Here is a 15,300-nt window from a genome sequence, read left to right as displayed (position 1 = left end):
CTGGGGATTAGGTGTGAGAAGTGCACACAAATTTTAATCATCTGTTAATGAGTGAAAAGTTTTTGTATAAACAGGGCCAGAAAAGACTATTTGGTTTAAGCCGGCTTTCGTTTTTTCAATAACTTGTTCAAGCAGTTCAAAACCTTCCGAGCGTGTCCAATCTAAATAAAAGGATTCTTTTTCCCAAAAGCTTACAACTACAAAAGTATCACTTTTTATTGGCCTTAGTGCGCGAAAGGCAATAAATCCTGAAGTGTTCTGAAACACAGAACTCATTTGGGTGATATTGTATTCAAATAACGGTTTACCTTCCTCTGTTACCGGGATATATGTGAAGGCAGAAAATTTCCCACGCTCAATGTCTCCTGTAGCAGTGAGAACTTCATATTTTCGTGGTGCGGCAAAAATGGATTTCTTCGTTGTTTCATGGAGCAGAATTGCTGTTTCATTATTATAAAACGCAGTCATGTTTTCTTTTTTGTGCTTTTCCAGGAGTTTTTTCAAAAAATCAATTGTACCGAACGCCATATAAAAGTTCATGTAACTCCTCCTTTATTAATAGGGCATACATAGTGAGAAACTTTTACAGTTATACTAAAAGATAACATAACCAACTAAACGTGAAAAATGTTTGAATGCCGTAAATTCTTTATTCCAAGGAGGTCACAGTATGAAAAGAAAATTATTTCTCTCATTGTTTATTATTATCGGTTCGTTTGTCCTTGGATTGTGTGGGTATTTGCTTATCATATATGCAGGTGACTATGTCATTGATGACAAAAAACTTGTTATGAATTCAGCAACAAAACTGGTTGATGAAGATGGACAGTTTATTACGAAATTATATTATGAGAATCGGGATATTGTACCGATTAAGGAAATTCCGGAATATGTACAGCAGGCATTTGTTGCAGTAGAAGATACTCGGTTTTATCAGCATCATGGTATCGATCTTCAAGCAATTGCAAGAGCCATATACAAAGATATTATTGCTGGTGGAAAGGTAGAAGGTGGAAGTACGATTACACAGCAGCTCGCTAAGAATGTCTTCCTAACAAATGAAAAAACATTCTTGCGTAAAACGAAAGAATTGATTATAGCCATTAATTTAGAAGAAGAGTACAGTAAGCAAGAGCTCTTAGAAATGTATTTAAATCAAATTTATTTTGGTCACGGTGCATACGGAATTCAATCTGCATCAAAATTTTATTTTAATAAAAATGTAAGTGAATTATCGGTTGAAGAAGGTGCGCTACTTGCAGCAATACCGAAAGCACCATCAACTTATTCACCCATCTTAAATCCTGAAAAAAGTAAACAAAGACGGGACTTGGTCATTAACTTAATGGAGAAAAGAGGGTTTTTACAGCCAGAGGAAGCTGTTAGAGTCCAAGGAAAGACTCTTTCACTAAATGTCCATGAGGTAGAGCGGGACCCAGCATTAGTAACCTATATCGATATGGTATTTGATGAAGCGAAGACACGCTATCAATTATCAAATGAAGAATTGCTTAGAGGTGGATATACAATTACTGTTCCTCTTCACTTGGAGATTCAAAAAACAGCTTTCGAGCTATTTAAGGATCAAAAAAACTTTCCGGGTGTTGATGAAAATGTAGAAGGTGCTTTTGTACTATTAGATAATGATACAGGTGGCGTTTTAGCTAGTATTGGTGGTAGGCATTATGTAAGTCGAGGCATTAATCGTGTTGTAATTAAACGACAACCTGGATCAACGATTAAACCGTTGGCAGTTTACGGACCGGCATTGGAAGAAGATGAATTTGAACCCTATTCCATGTTGGTTGATAAAAAATTAACCTATGGTGAATATGAACCAAGCAATTATTCAGGTATTTATAAAGGTGAAATTTCAATGTATGATGCTTTAGTTGAGTCATCAAATGCTCCAGCTGTTTGGATGCTTGATAGAGTTGGTATTGATACAGCTAAAAAATATTTAACCAAAGCAGGTATCACAATTCCAGACCAAGGCTTATCAATCGCTTTAGGTGGACTTAAAGAAGGCATTTCTCCTATTGCAATGGCAAAAGCCTATCGCGCCTTTGCACGTGATGGAAAAGTGATTGAACCACATGTTATTAGCAAAATAGTAAACCGTGAAGGAAAAGTGATTGGAGAGGCATCGACACATGAGACTGAAGCTTTTTCAAAACAAACGGCTTGGTATATGACAAGAATGCTTGAAGGCGTTGTCGATAATGGTACTGCAAAGGTGGGAACTTATCCGGGGGCACTTGCAGGGAAAACTGGGACAACCAATTTACCTGGTGTAGAAAATGGAATAAAGGATGCTTGGTTTGTCGGATTCACACCATCAGTAGTAGGTGCAATTTGGATGGGCTATGATTCTACAGATGCCACTCATTATTTAAAAGGTGGAAGTGCATCTCCAACCAAACTCTTTAAAAAGATTCTCGATCAATCTGAACTGAAGAAAGTAACTGCTTTTTCGGCTCCAAAGGATGTAGAGGAACTTGAGCCACCGATACGGCTCGCGGAAATTGATGATGTTAAAGCTAGCTTAACCTTTAAACCACTTGGATTATTTACGGTTTCCCTAAAATGGACACCTGCAGCAGATGAACGGGTTGAATATCGAATATATGAGGAGAATTCAAAGTCTGTAAAATATGTGGGTTCTGTTAGAGGGAGTGGGGACTTTGAGATTGAAAATGTAAATATATTTTCGATACCATCTTATTTTATAGTCCCTTTTAACTCCCAGACGAAAGAAGAAGGAACAAAATCTCAAGCTGTTAAGCCTACCTTATTCTCTAGTAAATGAATCATGTAAAAGGGTGGTGTTTACTTTCACCACCCTTTATCTGTGAATGTTCGTCAAATTTTTGACATTTGCCCCGGTTTTGTATACAAGGATAGTAGAAACAATTATAGTGATAAAGTGAGGATATGAAATGTTCTATTAACTTTATTTAGTAGTAGTTCAATAAGTGGGTTATGAATGTAATTAGAGTAATTAATTCAACTAGGAGTTCAACCCTAGGCTAAATAAAGTTAAAGCCTCCGGCGGATGCAACAGATTTTCAAAGGTAGCTTTTCGAGCAGGCTCGAAAAAATCTGGGCGCAATTACGCCAAGGCGTATTTGATTAAGTTAATACTTACTTATGCTATTATAAAGACTATTGTGTGAAGATGTTGAAAGGAAGGTAAATACATATGCAAAAGGGTTTTAATGATACATTATTAAGAGCGGCAAGGGGTGAAAAAACGGAACATGTACCTGTTTGGTATATGCGCCAAGCGGGACGATCACAGCCTGAATACCGAAAAATCAAAGAAAAATACGGACTGTTTGAAATTACACATCAGCCTGAGTTATGTGCATATGTGACAAGACTTCCAGTTGAGCAATATGATGTGGACGCAGCAATTCTCTATAAAGACATCATGTCTCCACTTCCAGCACTTGGAGTAGATGTTGAAATCAAAGCAGGAGTTGGACCTGTCATCAGTAACCCAATCCGTTCCGTAAAGGACGTTGAGAAACTTGGTGAAATACATCCTGAAGAAGATGTTCCGTATGTGCTTGATACAATTAAGCTATTAACGACTGAGCAACTCTCCGTTCCATTGATTGGATTTGCAGGAGCACCATTTACTCTAGCAAGCTATATGATTGAAGGTGGACCTTCAAAAAACTATAATAAAACGAAAGCTTTCATGTACGCACAACCTGATGCATGGTTTGCCTTAATGGATAAACTAGCTGAAATGACAATTACATATGTGAAGTCACAAATAGCTGCAGGTGCAAAAGCTGTACAAATTTTTGACTCTTGGGTAGGAGCATTAAATGTGGCAGACTACCGTCATTTCATTAAACCAGTCATGCATCGTATCTTTACTGCACTTCGTGAAGAGAATGTGCCATTAATCATGTTCGGAGTAGGAGCAAGCCATTTAGCATTAGAATGGCATGACTTACCGCTAGATGTTGTAGGACTTGATTGGCGCTTGCCAATTATGAAAGCAAGAGAGCTTGGAATTACAAAAGCAGTTCAAGGAAATCTTGATCCAGCAATTCTACTAGCTCCTTGGGAAGTCATTGAAGAAAGAGCAAAAGAAATCCTAGACCAGGGAATGCAACAACCGGGTTATATATTCAACCTTGGACATGGTGTTTTCCCAGATGTTAATCCAGAGACACTAAAGCGTCTAACTACATTTATCCACGAGTATTCAAGTAAAAATTAATCTAGCTTTAGAGGTGTTTTAAATGACAAAAAAGAAAATGGGATTACTAGTAATGGCATACGGTACTCCATATAAAGAAGAGGATATCGAACGATATTATACACATATACGTCATGGTCGTAAGCCCTCACCGGAAATGCTCGAGGACCTACGTAGTCGTTATGAAGCAATTGGTGGAATTTCACCTCTTGCAAAAATTACTACTGAACAAGGGAAAAAACTTGAAGAGCATTTAAATCAAATACAAGATGAAATTGAGTTTAAATTGTATCAAGGTTTAAAGCATATCGAGCCATTCATTGAGGATGCAGTAGCTCAAATGAAAAAGGATGGAATTGAGGAAGCAGTAAGTCTAGTTCTTGCACCTCATTTTTCAACCTTTAGTGTAAAAGCCTATAATGGTCGTGCGAAAGAAGAGGCAGAAAAGCTTGGGGGGCCAACAATTACGTCTGTAGAAAGTTGGTATAAAGAGCCTAAGTTTATTGATTACTGGGCAAAACAGGTGAAGCAAGTATTTACTTCAATGCCAGAAGAAGAACGTGAGAATGCAGTATTAATCGTTTCAGCACATAGTCTGCCTGAAAAAATTATTGCTGCTGGCGATCCTTATCCAAGTCAGTTACAAGAAACTGCTGATTTAATTGCTGAAGCAGCAGGTATCAAGAATTATGAAATAGGCTGGCAAAGTGCAGGAAACACCCCTGAACCATGGTTGGGTCCCGATGTTCAGGACCTAACGAGAGACCTTTACAATGAAAAAGGCTACAAAGCTTTTGTCTATATTCCAGTTGGATTTGTAGCAGATCACTTAGAGGTTCTCTATGACAATGATTACGAATGTAAAGTTGTTACAGAAGAACTAGGTGTAAGCTATTACCGTCCTGAAATGCCAAATTCAAAGCCAGAATTTATCGATTGTTTGGCAACAGTGGTTTTAAAAGAACTTAAAAAATAAATGGTCATTGAATTTTTAAAGTAAAGAAGGCGATGTTAAGTGAGTAATCAAAAGGTAGTTGTAATAGGTGGCGGGATTACTGGTTTAACTGTAGCTTATTATCTCCAGAAAGAGGCAAGAGAGAAGGGCGTAGACATAAAATGTACCCTTTTAGAAGCAAGCCATCGACTTGGTGGAAAAGTACAAACCGTCGAACGAGATGGTTTTGTCATTGAAAGAGGTCCAGATTCTTTTTTAGCTAGGAAAAAGAGTGCCTCCCGGCTTGTCAATGAGGTTGGTCTAGGGGATAAATTGGTTAACAATACTGCTGGTAAATCATATGTACTTGTGAACGGAAAGCTCCATCCGATGCCAGGTGGGTCTATCATGGGTATTCCTACTCAAATTGGTCCATTCATCACTACAGGTTTGTTTACCCCAATCGGTAAACTTCGTGCGGCAATGGATTTTGTGTTACCTCGTACACCTGGTGAAGGTGACCAGTCACTCGGTCAATTTTTTAGAAGAAGACTGGGCGATGAGGTCGTTGAAAACCTTATTGAACCATTGCTTTCAGGGATATATGCTGGGGATATTGACCAACTAAGCCTAATGTCGACTTTCCCTCAATTCTATCAAGTTGAGCAGAAATACCGGAGCTTAATTTTAGGCATGAAGCAAACAACACCACCAAAACCAAAGCCAAGTGGAGAAACAAATTCGGCTCCAAAGGGACAGTTCTTAACTGTGACATCTGGATTACAGTCATTTATTGATGCAATTGAAGAAAAACTTGAGCCTGGGACCGTTTTTAAGGGGATAAAGGTTGAAGGTATTGAAAAACAAAGTAGCCATTATGTCATTAAACTGAACAACGGAAAAGAGATTACCGCGGATAGTGTAGTTGTTGCCACACCACATCATGTGACCCAATCCATTTTTAACCAATACTCATTTTTTGATTCCTTTAAGGAAATGCCTTCTACATCAGTAGCTACTGTAGCAATGGCTTTCCCTGAAGAAGCCATTAAAAAAGATATTGATGGAACTGGCTTTGTTGTATCACGGAATAATGATTATATTATTACGGCAGTTACTTGGACCCATAAAAAATGGCCGCATACGACCCCTGAAGGTAAAGTCCTTCTTCGTTGCTATGTTGGTAAAGCGGGAGACGAAGCAATCGTTGATCAATCAGATGAAGAAATTGTCAAAGTGGTTCTTGATGATTTAAACAAAACAATGAATATTACAGACCAACCTGAATTTTCTATTGTAACAAGATGGAAAGATGCAATGCCGCAATACACAGTTGGGCATAAGGACAGGATTGAATCTGTTAAGAACAATGTTGCCGAACAACTGCCAGGTGTCTTTTTAGCTGGAAGCTCTTATGAGGGTCTAGGACTACCTGACTGTATTGACCAAGGTGAAGAAGCGGTTAACATGGTATTGGAATATTTAAAAGAAACTACACCAGCTTTAGTGTAAAAAGAAAAGGAAGGCCGAGGCCTTCCTTTTGTTATTTAATTTCGTTACAGTGGTCGCATTTGTTGCCGTAGCACTCATGCTGTTCGTCGATATCATGCCCACACTCTACACATTTTTTGGGTGGTAGGTTCTTAAAAAATTCTGTACTTTTTACTAACATTTACAACCCCTCCGTTTCTTTGTTATTTATAGTGTACTATAACAGTTGAAAATATGTCAATAACTGTTTTGTAACAATTCATTAAAAAAGTGAAATTTTTTTGCGTATCGATTATAGTGGTAGTGGGTAGGGCAAACCATTGAAGAGTTGTTATTTTAAGGGAGAGAAAGGTGATCCTATGAAGGTTACGGTAGTTGGATTTTGGGGTGGATTTCCAGCAGTGAATGAAGCTACATCTGGTTATTTATTTGAGCATGACGGTTTTCGGTTACTCGTTGATTGCGGAAGTGGTGTACTAGCACAGCTTCAAAACTATCTAACAATTGATGAGCTTGATGCGATGATACTATCTCATTACCATCATGACCATATAGCAGATATTGGTCCGATGCAGTATGCAAGACTTGTAACAAGTGCAATACATAATCAACATAAGGAACTGCCGATATATGGCCACACGGCCGATCAAGAAGGCTTTGCAAAATTGGAACATAAAGGACATACAAAAGCGATTGCGTACAATCCAGATGAAACAATCAAAATTGGTCCATTTTTAATTTCATTTATGAAGACGAAGCATCCAGTTGTATGCTATGCAATGAGAATTACAGCAGGTGGACAGACTGTTGTATTTTCAGCTGACTCAAGCTTTCTAGAAGAGTTTATTCCGTTTACACAAGATGCAGACCTATTTATTTGTGAATGTAATCTGTATGCGGATCAAGATGGTTCGAAAATGGGTCATATGAATAGTACAGAAGTAGGTAAGATTGCTAAAGCGGCTAATGTAGGCGAACTTTGGTTAACACATCTGCCTCATTACGGTAATCATGGAGACCTTGTCAATCAAGCTTCAGCACAATTTAATGGCCTTATCAAATTAGCAAAATCAGGACTAACTTGGGAGTGAAATACGATGTTATTTATCGATAATAAAGGGATACATGATCCACAAATTAATTTAGCCATTGAGGAGTATGCACTAAAAAATTTAGATATAAATGAGACCTACTTATTATTTTATATAAATGCTCCTTCCATAATCATTGGAAAAAATCAAAACACAATTGAGGAAATCAATACACAGTATGTAGAAGACAATGGGATAAAAGTAGTGAGACGCTTATCGGGCGGTGGAGCTGTTTACCATGACCTAGGAAATTTAAATTTTAGTTTTATTACGAAGGACGACGGAGAAAGCTTCCACAATTACAAAAAGTTTACGGAGCCTGTAATTGAAGCATTACATAAACTTGGTGTAAATGCTCAGTTAAGTGGCCGAAATGATATTGAGGTGGAAGGAAGAAAAATATCAGGAAACGCTCAATTTTCAACAAGGGGTAGAATGTTCAGCCACGGAACACTAATGTTCGATTCGGAAATTGACCATGTAGTGTCAGCACTTAAAGTGAAAAAGGATAAAATTGAGTCGAAGGGAATTAAATCTGTAAGAAGTAGAGTTGCTAATATTAGCGAATTCCTAAATGAAAAAATTACAATTGAAGAATTTAGACAAATGCTGCTACGCTACATTTTTAACACCGATGGTGATATACCTGAATATGTACTAACAGACAAGGATTGGGAAAACATTCATGAAATTTCAAAAGAACGCTATCAAAACTGGGATTGGAACTACGGAAAATCTCCAAAATTCAATTACCAGCATACTCATCGCTTCCCTGTAGGTTCGATTGATGTGCGACTAGAAGTACAAAAGGGAATGATAGAAAACTGTAAAATTTTTGGTGACTTCTTTGGTGTGGGTGATGTAGAAGATATTGAAAAACGTTTAATTGGAACAAAATATGAAAAAGCGGAGCTGGAACAAGCATTAGAGGATGTTGATATTCAGCATTATTTCGGTAAAATTACGAAAGATGATTTTATCAATTTAATTTATTAAATAATGACGAAAGCGGATTAGATTCATACAATTTAGTCCGCTTTTTATAAAAATATGCAATACCATCTTGATAGTAAAACTTTCTTTCAATATAATATATTTAGAATTTTATTTTTTGTCAATTAATGAATGACTATTCATTCATAATATTGACTGAGGGGGGAGAAAATTGAATCTATCATCACGACTAGGAGAAACAGCGCTGAAATACTTCGAAAAACCAGCATATATTTTTCAAGGGAATGTAAGTACATATGCTGAATTAGATGGTGCAGTTACAAAGTTTGCAAATGGCTTGGAGAAGCTGGGAATTAAAAAGGGTGATCACATTGCTCTAGTACTAGGCAACACTCCACATTTTGTTATTGGATTTTACGGTGCACTACGTGTAGGGGCAACAGTTATCCCAATTAATCCGATATATACTCCGGATGAAATCGGATATATTATCAACAACGGAGATGTAAGGGCTGTCATTACGTTAGACTTGCTTGTCCCACTTTTTGAAAAGATGAATGAACACCTTCCGAAAGTTGAACATCTCATTGTTAGCGAAACACCACAGGGTACAAATAGTGGCGTCGATGTCACAAAACTATCAATCTACCCAAAATTGAAATCGTTTACAGAGGTAGTTGGCTCAGGTGAACTTTCATACGATGGACCAACGCTTGAAGATGAGGATGTTGCCGTAATCCTGTACACATCAGGTACAACAGGTAAACCAAAAGGAGCCATGTTGACCCACATGAACTTGTACAGCAATGCAAGGGATGTTGCGGAATACCTGAAAATTTCTGAACAGGATAGGGTTATTACAACCTTACCGATGTTCCATGTTTTCTGCATGACAGTCGCGTTAAATGCACCATTAATGAGCGGTGGAACAATGCTGATTGTACCTAAATTTAGCACAAAGGAAATATTCCAAATCGCAAGTGAGCATCAGGCAACTGTTTTTGCGGGGGTACCAACGATGTATAATTTTCTCCTCCAATATCCTGATGGAAATCCTGAGGATCTAAGCTCTTTACGCTTATGTATTTCAGGTGGGGCAGCAATGCCTGTTGCCCTTTTAAAGAGCTTTGAGCAGAAGTTCAATGTTCTTGTATCTGAAGGTTATGGTTTATCTGAAGCATCACCTGTAACCTGCTTTAATCCATTAGATCGGCCACGAAAACCAGGCTCAATTGGGACAAACATTGTCAATGTTGAGAATAAGGTTGTCGACGAAAATGGTGAGGAAGTTCCTGTTGGTCAGGTTGGAGAGTTGATAGTTCGTGGCCCAAATGTCATGAAGGGGTATTATAAAATGCCTGAAGAAAGTGCTGCAACATTACGCAATGGCTGGCTTTATACGGGGGATTTAGCAAAAGTGGATGAAGAAGGTTATTATTATATCGTTGACCGTAAGAAAGATATGATCAATGTTGGTGGATATAATGTTTATCCAAGAGAAGTAGAAGAAGTCCTTTATAATCATCCTGGTGTTGTTGAAGTTGCTGTTTTTGGTGTGCCAGACCCGAATCTGGGTGAGGCAGTTGTCTGTTACGTTGTGAAGAAGGAAGAAGAGTTAACAGAAGAGAGTCTTCTTGATTATTGTCGTGAGCATTTAGCTAAATACAAGCTTCCTAGTAAAATAGAATTCCTAGAAGAACTTCCTAAAAATACGACCGGAAAGATTCTCCGTCGTGCCTTAAAGGATTTAGTTACGAATAAATAAGGTAGACGAACAGGTAAAACGGCCTGTTCTTTTTAGTATGTCGGCGCTGATAAAAATTGTTAAAGGAATTTTTTAGTTTGAAGCGAAATAGGATGTAAGCGATATTAAAATTATAGAAGAGGTGGAACTATGACTACAGTTTTATACCAAGTTGAAAATCACGTTGCAACTGTCACATTGAATCGCCCAGAAGCGTTGAACTGTTTTAATTATGAGATGCTTAAAACACTTGATGAGGTTGTCGAGGATATCCGTACAAATGCCGATGTCCGCGTTGTGATCATTACTGCAACAGGTGAAAAAGCATTTAGTGTGGGTGCAGATTTAAAGGAACGAAAAACATTAAATGAAGCACAGGTTAGAAGAAATGTATATAAAATAGGTCAGGTTTTTGCTAGTATTGGAGATTTACCACAGCCAACTATTGCTGCAATCAATGGCTATGCATTTGGTGGTGGGATGGAGCTTGCGTTAGCTTGTGATTTCCGAATTTCGGTTGAAAATACACAGATGGGGTTGACAGAAACAAGTCTGGCAATCATTCCTGGAGCCGGGGGAACGCAACGACTTCCACGCCTTATTGGTGAAACAAAAGCAATGGAGCTAATTTTAACTGCAAAACGAATTAGCGCCGAAGAGGCGAAAGAATATGGGATTGTATCAAGTGTTGTGCCTCGTGAAGAACTAATGGAAGCTTCCATGAAGCTAGCAAATGATATGTTAAAGAACGGTCCTCTTGCCTTACAGCAAGCTAAATTTGCTATTAAACAAGGGTTAAACACTGACCTACATACAGGCTTTAAGATTGAACGCAAAGCGTATGAAGTGATCATCCCAACGGAGGACAGGGTGGAAGCGCTAGCAGCCTTTAATGATAAAAGAAAACCGAACTATAAAGGGAAATAAGTTTAGTGAGCTCACAATAATTATTTTTAGTGTTAGGATAAAGTTGATATGAAACCATTTACCGAAAGTGTTATTAGAATCATTAAGCAAATACCGTCTGGAAAGGTTATGACTTATGGACAGATTGCAAAACATGCTGGAAGTCCAAGAGGTGCAAGGCAGGTTGTGCGGATCCTGCATTCGATGAGTAAGAAATATAGCCTTCCTTGGTTCCGGGTCATCAACTCCAAGGGTGAAATTGCAATCGAAGATGTGGAAACACGTGCTGCTCAAGTCATCTTTCTCAAGGATGAAGGGATAGAGGTTGTAAACGGTATAATTGACCTGAAAAAATATCAGTATCATCCAGAATAAGAGCCCGGGACACAACGTCCTGGGCCTATTACATTTCCTCTGGTGCTTTTACTCCTAGCAATCGTAATCCTTCTTTCAGTACAATGGTAACAGAGCGGACCAATGCAACTCGATCCTTCATTTCTTCATCCACATGAAGAACCTTTACATGGCTATAATACTTGTTGAATTCTTGAGAGAGCTCTATCACATATTTCGCGATTACTGAAGGCTCGTACCGCTGCATACTTCTTTGGATGGTTGCCGGGAAATCCATCAGAAGCTTCACAACTGACCAGCTATGCGAATCGGAAAGTCCTTTTGTTGTTTCCCCTGAAAGCTTCGCCTTTCGTAAAATAGAGCAAGCTCTTGCATGAGTATATTGAACGTAAGGCCCAGTAGTTCCTTCAAATTTAAGCATTTCCTCTAGTGAAAATTCAATATTGTTGAGTCGTTCATTCTTTAAGTCCTGGAAGATGATTGCTCCCAAACCGACCATTTTCGAGATTTCATCTTTGTTTACGAGACTTGGATTTTTCTGTTCAATGTTTTGCTTTGCGAGCTCGATTGCTTCCTTCATAACCTCTTCTAACAGAACTATTTTTCCTTTTCGTGTTGACATTTTCTTTCCACCTTTAAGGATAAAGCCAAATGGAACATGGACCATTTCCTTCGCCCACTGATAACCCATTTTTTCAAGTACTAGAAAGATTTGTTTAAAATGTAAGCTTTGCTCATGTCCTACTACATAGATAGATTTAGCAAAATGGTAGTGATCCTGCCGATAGATGGCTGCTGTAACATCTCTAGTTGCATAGAGGGTTGCACCGTCAGATTTTTTAATTAAGCAAGGAGGGAGATTTTGTTCAGATAAATCAACTACCTCTGCACCCTCTGAAGTAGTTAAAAGATTTTTTTCGATTAACATTGCTACTGTAGTTTCCATTTTGTCATTATAAAATGCTTCTCCATGATAGGAATCGAATTCAACATCTAATAGGGAATAAATTCGTGAGAACTCCTTTAATGATTCCTCTCTAAACCAGCGCCAAAGGTTTAAGGCTTCTTCGTTTCCTTCTTCAAGCAATTTGAACCACATTCTTGCCTCATCTTCAAGTTGAGGATTTGTCTGGGCTTCGTCGTGGAAACGCACATAAAGTTTGAGCAACTCCGTTATTGGGTTTGTTCTAACGGCCTCTTCATTACCCCAAAGTTTATATGCAACAATGAGTTTTCCAAATTGTGTACCCCAATCTCCAAGATGGTTAATTCGAAGTGGTTGATAGCCGCATTTCTCCACAATCTTGGCAAGCGCGTTACCGATAACAGTTGAACGCAAATGCCCCATCGAAAAAGGCTTTGCTATATTTGGTGAGGAAAAATCAATGGTAATTGTCGCTCCTTGACCAAAGTTGTGGCTACCGTAATTTGACTCTTTGGCAAGGATTGTATGAAGAATATGTTTACTCACTTCCTGTTTGTTTAGAAAACAGTTTATATATGGCCCTTCTGCAACAACCTTTTCAAAAAGGGAGCCTTGAATTAAAGGTGCCATTTCCATTGCAATAACAGCAGGTGATTTTCGCAAGTGCTTTGCAAGGGCAAAACAAGGAAATGCTAAATCACCTTGTTCCTGAAATTTCGGTTTTTCAATAAGTTTTATTACTTCTTCATATGATAAAACATCTTGTAGTTGCTTTGATATTGCTTCGGCATACACTTGTATAACATTCATTTTCTAACCCTCCTTTAAAGATAAAAAAATCCCGTCTCTATAAAAGAGACGAGATTTACCCGCGGTACCACTCCAATTGTTCACGATGAACCTAACTTAATAAGTAACGGGTTCCCCCGGCACACCCTACTTATTTCAGGTGGGCTTCTCAGAAGTGCGGTTCATCTTGATTTCACCATTGGGCTTTCACCATCCCCAACTCGCTTTAGGTTACATCAGGACTACTCTCTTCATCACAGAATTTCAATTATATTTCATTCATGATAACTAATTATGAATTAGAAATCAATGAGTTTTTTATACGCTTATATTGTCAAAAATGAAGATATGAGGAAAGTCATTGTTCTATCTGGCCCTACTTTAAACTAAAATACTAGTAAGAGGGTTGTACATAAAGGGGGACAGCATAGTGAAAAAAGTAATCGGATGGTCACTTGGAATTTATCTCGTTTTTGGTTTATTTATAGCATGGTATTTATTTTTTGGAGCAAATACGGACATCCCTGCACAGCTAAAAGGGAGCCCAGCGGACCCACAGACATTTATGAATGATCGTGAGCTTTTATTAAGTCAAGAGTATTCACAAATTAGAAACCTTTTGTTTTTCCTGTCAGTACCGTTTGAATGGCTGATTTATATACTCGTCCTCGTAATCGGGATTTCAGCAAAGTTCCGTGATTGGTCAAAAGTATCAGCTAAGTTTTCAATCCTACAGACAGCGATTTATTTATTTTGGCTTTCCTTGTTGGTTGAAGTTTTATCATTTCCACTATCATGGATTAGCTACAATGTTTCAAAAACATATAATATCACTGTACAGTCGACTCAAGGCTGGATGAAGGATTTATTGATTGATTTTTGGGTGAATTATGCGTTAATGATTTTAATTGTGGGCGTCTTGTTCTGGTTGATTCGAAGAAATGAGAAAAGATGGTGGTTCCATGCATGGCTTCTATCAATCCCATTCTCCATGTTTCTCATGTTTGTACAACCAGTTATTATAGACCCACTTTACAACGACTTTTTTCCATTAACCAATAAAGAATTAGAAACAAAAATTCTTGAGATGGCAGATCGTGCGGAAATACCTGCGGACCATGTATTTGAAGTAAATATGTCTGAAAAAACAAATGCCCTTAATGCATATGTAACAGGAATAGGTTCTAACTCACGAATTGTGCTATGGGATACAACACTTCAACGTCTGAATGAAGATGAAATCTTATTTATTATGGCCCATGAGATGGGGCATTACGTGATGAAGCATATTTATATTGGCATTGCCGGTTATTTGCTTATAACCTTAATAGGACTCTTTATTATTAGCAAGCTTATGTCCTTTATGGTTAGAAAATGGGGCCATATGTTTAAGATATCGAGTGTAAAAGATATTGCCGTTCTTCCAGTGTTTCTATTATTAATCTCTGTTTTAAGTTTTGTTTCTGACCCAGTTTCAAATGCTGTTTCAAGACACCAGGAAAAGTCAGCTGATCTGTACGCACTTGAAATGACGGAGGATAACAAGGCAGCAGTTTCGTCATTCCAGGAATTATCAAAAGCCGGTTTAAGTCAAGTGAATCCACCATTCTTAGTGAAAATGTTCAGATATGGACACCCAACAATGCTTGAAAGAATTACGTATACGAACGAATTTGAAAAGAGTGAGAAATAACCTAAAAAGCCTTGTTAACAGAGTGCACTCTGTTAACAAGGCTTTTTTTTTATAGTGTTGTTATAGTACAGAATCAATATTTTTTAATTGTTATATAAAAACTTACAGAAAAATGTTCCAATTTTGAAAAGTGTGTTATATAATACTTTTAGAATTAATAATCTGTATTATAACAATATAAGGAAGGTGTTAGGGACAAA

The 15,300-nt window shown here is 37.8% G+C and carries 13 protein-coding genes and 1 other annotated feature; of the genes, 10 read left to right on the top strand and 3 right to left on the bottom strand.

Going from position 1 to position 15,300, the window contains the following annotated elements:
• Window positions 1-33: 33 nt before the first annotated feature.
• On the bottom strand, window positions 34-540 hold the full coding sequence (locus CKK03_RS09860) for an antibiotic biosynthesis monooxygenase family protein (RefSeq protein ID WP_099362416.1): 507 nt from the start codon (window positions 538-540) through the stop codon (window positions 34-36).
• Window positions 541-670: 130 nt separating this feature from the next.
• Between CKK03_RS09860 and CKK03_RS09855 the strand changes: the two genes are divergently transcribed.
• From CKK03_RS09855 to hemY, 4 genes are all read left to right on the top strand, one after another.
• On the top strand, window positions 671-2,809 hold the full coding sequence (locus tag CKK03_RS09855) for a transglycosylase domain-containing protein (RefSeq protein WP_099362415.1): 2,139 nt from the start codon (window positions 671-673) through the stop codon (window positions 2,807-2,809).
• Window positions 2,810-3,202: 393 nt separating this feature from the next.
• Complete coding sequence (gene hemE / locus CKK03_RS09850; protein ID WP_099362414.1) at window positions 3,203-4,240, top strand: uroporphyrinogen decarboxylase; 1,038 nt, start codon at window positions 3,203-3,205, stop codon at window positions 4,238-4,240.
• 22 nt (window positions 4,241-4,262) lie between these two features.
• A complete protein-coding gene (hemH, locus tag CKK03_RS09845) occupies window positions 4,263-5,195 on the top strand; it encodes a ferrochelatase (RefSeq protein WP_099362413.1) in 933 nt (310 codons plus the stop codon).
• 39 nt (window positions 5,196-5,234) lie between these two features.
• Window positions 5,235-6,665 (top strand): protoporphyrinogen oxidase, encoded by a 1,431-nt coding sequence (gene hemY, locus CKK03_RS09840; RefSeq protein ID WP_099362412.1) that lies wholly within the window; start codon window positions 5,235-5,237, stop codon window positions 6,663-6,665.
• 31 nt (window positions 6,666-6,696) lie between these two features.
• Here the strand turns inward: hemY and yhfH are convergent, their stop codons facing one another.
• The gene (gene yhfH, locus CKK03_RS09835; protein ID WP_010283487.1) at window positions 6,697-6,825 is read right to left on the bottom strand and encodes a protein YhfH; all 129 of its coding nucleotides are present in this window, start codon (window positions 6,823-6,825) and stop codon (window positions 6,697-6,699) included.
• A gap of 178 nt (window positions 6,826-7,003) precedes the next feature.
• Here yhfH and CKK03_RS09830 point away from each other — a divergent pair, with 178 nt between their 5' ends.
• The 5 genes from CKK03_RS09830 (at window position 7,004) to CKK03_RS09810 (ending at window position 11,714) form a co-directional block, all read left to right on the top strand.
• Window positions 7,004-7,735, top strand: a complete 732-nt coding sequence (locus CKK03_RS09830) for an MBL fold metallo-hydrolase (RefSeq protein ID WP_099362411.1) — start codon at window positions 7,004-7,006, stop codon at window positions 7,733-7,735.
• A 6-nt stretch (window positions 7,736-7,741) separates the two neighbouring features.
• Window positions 7,742-8,731, top strand: coding sequence for a lipoate--protein ligase (gene lplA, locus CKK03_RS09825; protein ID WP_099362410.1), 990 nt, complete (start codon window positions 7,742-7,744; stop codon window positions 8,729-8,731).
• Window positions 8,732-8,900: 169 nt separating this feature from the next.
• Window positions 8,901-10,454 (top strand): fatty acid--CoA ligase family protein, encoded by a 1,554-nt coding sequence (locus tag CKK03_RS09820; RefSeq protein ID WP_099362409.1) that lies wholly within the window; start codon window positions 8,901-8,903, stop codon window positions 10,452-10,454.
• Window positions 10,455-10,583: 129 nt separating this feature from the next.
• Entirely contained in the window at window positions 10,584-11,360 is a 777-nt protein-coding gene (locus tag CKK03_RS09815) for an enoyl-CoA hydratase (RefSeq protein WP_099362408.1), read from the top strand.
• A gap of 48 nt (window positions 11,361-11,408) precedes the next feature.
• Window positions 11,409-11,714, top strand: a complete 306-nt coding sequence (locus CKK03_RS09810; protein WP_099362407.1) for an MGMT family protein — start codon at window positions 11,409-11,411, stop codon at window positions 11,712-11,714.
• Window positions 11,715-11,742: 28 nt separating this feature from the next.
• On the opposite strand, the gene argS is transcribed toward CKK03_RS09810, so the two are convergent.
• A complete protein-coding gene (gene argS, locus CKK03_RS09805) occupies window positions 11,743-13,428 on the bottom strand; it encodes an arginine--tRNA ligase (RefSeq protein ID WP_099362406.1) in 1,686 nt (561 codons plus the stop codon).
• A gap of 41 nt (window positions 13,429-13,469) precedes the next feature.
• Window positions 13,470-13,674: a binding site (T-box leader), on the bottom strand.
• Between the two features lie 163 nt (window positions 13,675-13,837).
• Between argS and CKK03_RS09800 the strand changes: the two genes are divergently transcribed.
• Window positions 13,838-15,100, top strand: a complete 1,263-nt coding sequence (locus tag CKK03_RS09800) for a M48 family metallopeptidase (protein WP_099362405.1) — start codon at window positions 13,838-13,840, stop codon at window positions 15,098-15,100.
• Window positions 15,101-15,300: the final 200 nt, after the last annotated feature.

Origin of the sequence: Fredinandcohnia onubensis (genome assembly GCF_002734215.1) — a bacterium.
Classification (GTDB): domain Bacteria; phylum Bacillota; class Bacilli; order Bacillales; family Bacillaceae_L; genus Ferdinandcohnia; species Ferdinandcohnia onubensis.
This window is presented reverse-complemented; position numbering and strand designations above follow the sequence as displayed.

Bases quoted from the DNA above. Each gene is read 5' to 3' on its own strand.
- CKK03_RS09860 (WP_099362416.1), bottom strand. From the start codon at position 540: ATGAACTTTTATATGGCGTTCGGTACAATTGATTTTTTGAAAAAACTC.
- CKK03_RS09855 (WP_099362415.1), top strand. From the start codon at position 671: ATGAAAAGAAAATTATTTCTCTCATTGTTTATTATTATCGGTTCGTTT.
- hemE (WP_099362414.1), top strand. From the start codon at position 3,203: ATGCAAAAGGGTTTTAATGATACATTATTAAGAGCGGCAAGGGGTGAA.
- hemH (WP_099362413.1), top strand. From the start codon at position 4,263: ATGACAAAAAAGAAAATGGGATTACTAGTAATGGCATACGGTACTCCA.
- yhfH (WP_010283487.1), bottom strand. From the start codon at position 6,825: ATGTTAGTAAAAAGTACAGAATTTTTTAAGAACCTACCACCCAAAAAA.
- CKK03_RS09830 (WP_099362411.1), top strand. From the start codon at position 7,004: ATGAAGGTTACGGTAGTTGGATTTTGGGGTGGATTTCCAGCAGTGAAT.
- lplA (WP_099362410.1), top strand. From the start codon at position 7,742: ATGTTATTTATCGATAATAAAGGGATACATGATCCACAAATTAATTTA.
- CKK03_RS09815 (WP_099362408.1), top strand. From the start codon at position 10,584: ATGACTACAGTTTTATACCAAGTTGAAAATCACGTTGCAACTGTCACA.
- CKK03_RS09810 (WP_099362407.1), top strand. From the start codon at position 11,409: ATGAAACCATTTACCGAAAGTGTTATTAGAATCATTAAGCAAATACCG.
- argS (WP_099362406.1), bottom strand. From the start codon at position 13,428: ATGAATGTTATACAAGTGTATGCCGAAGCAATATCAAAGCAACTACAA.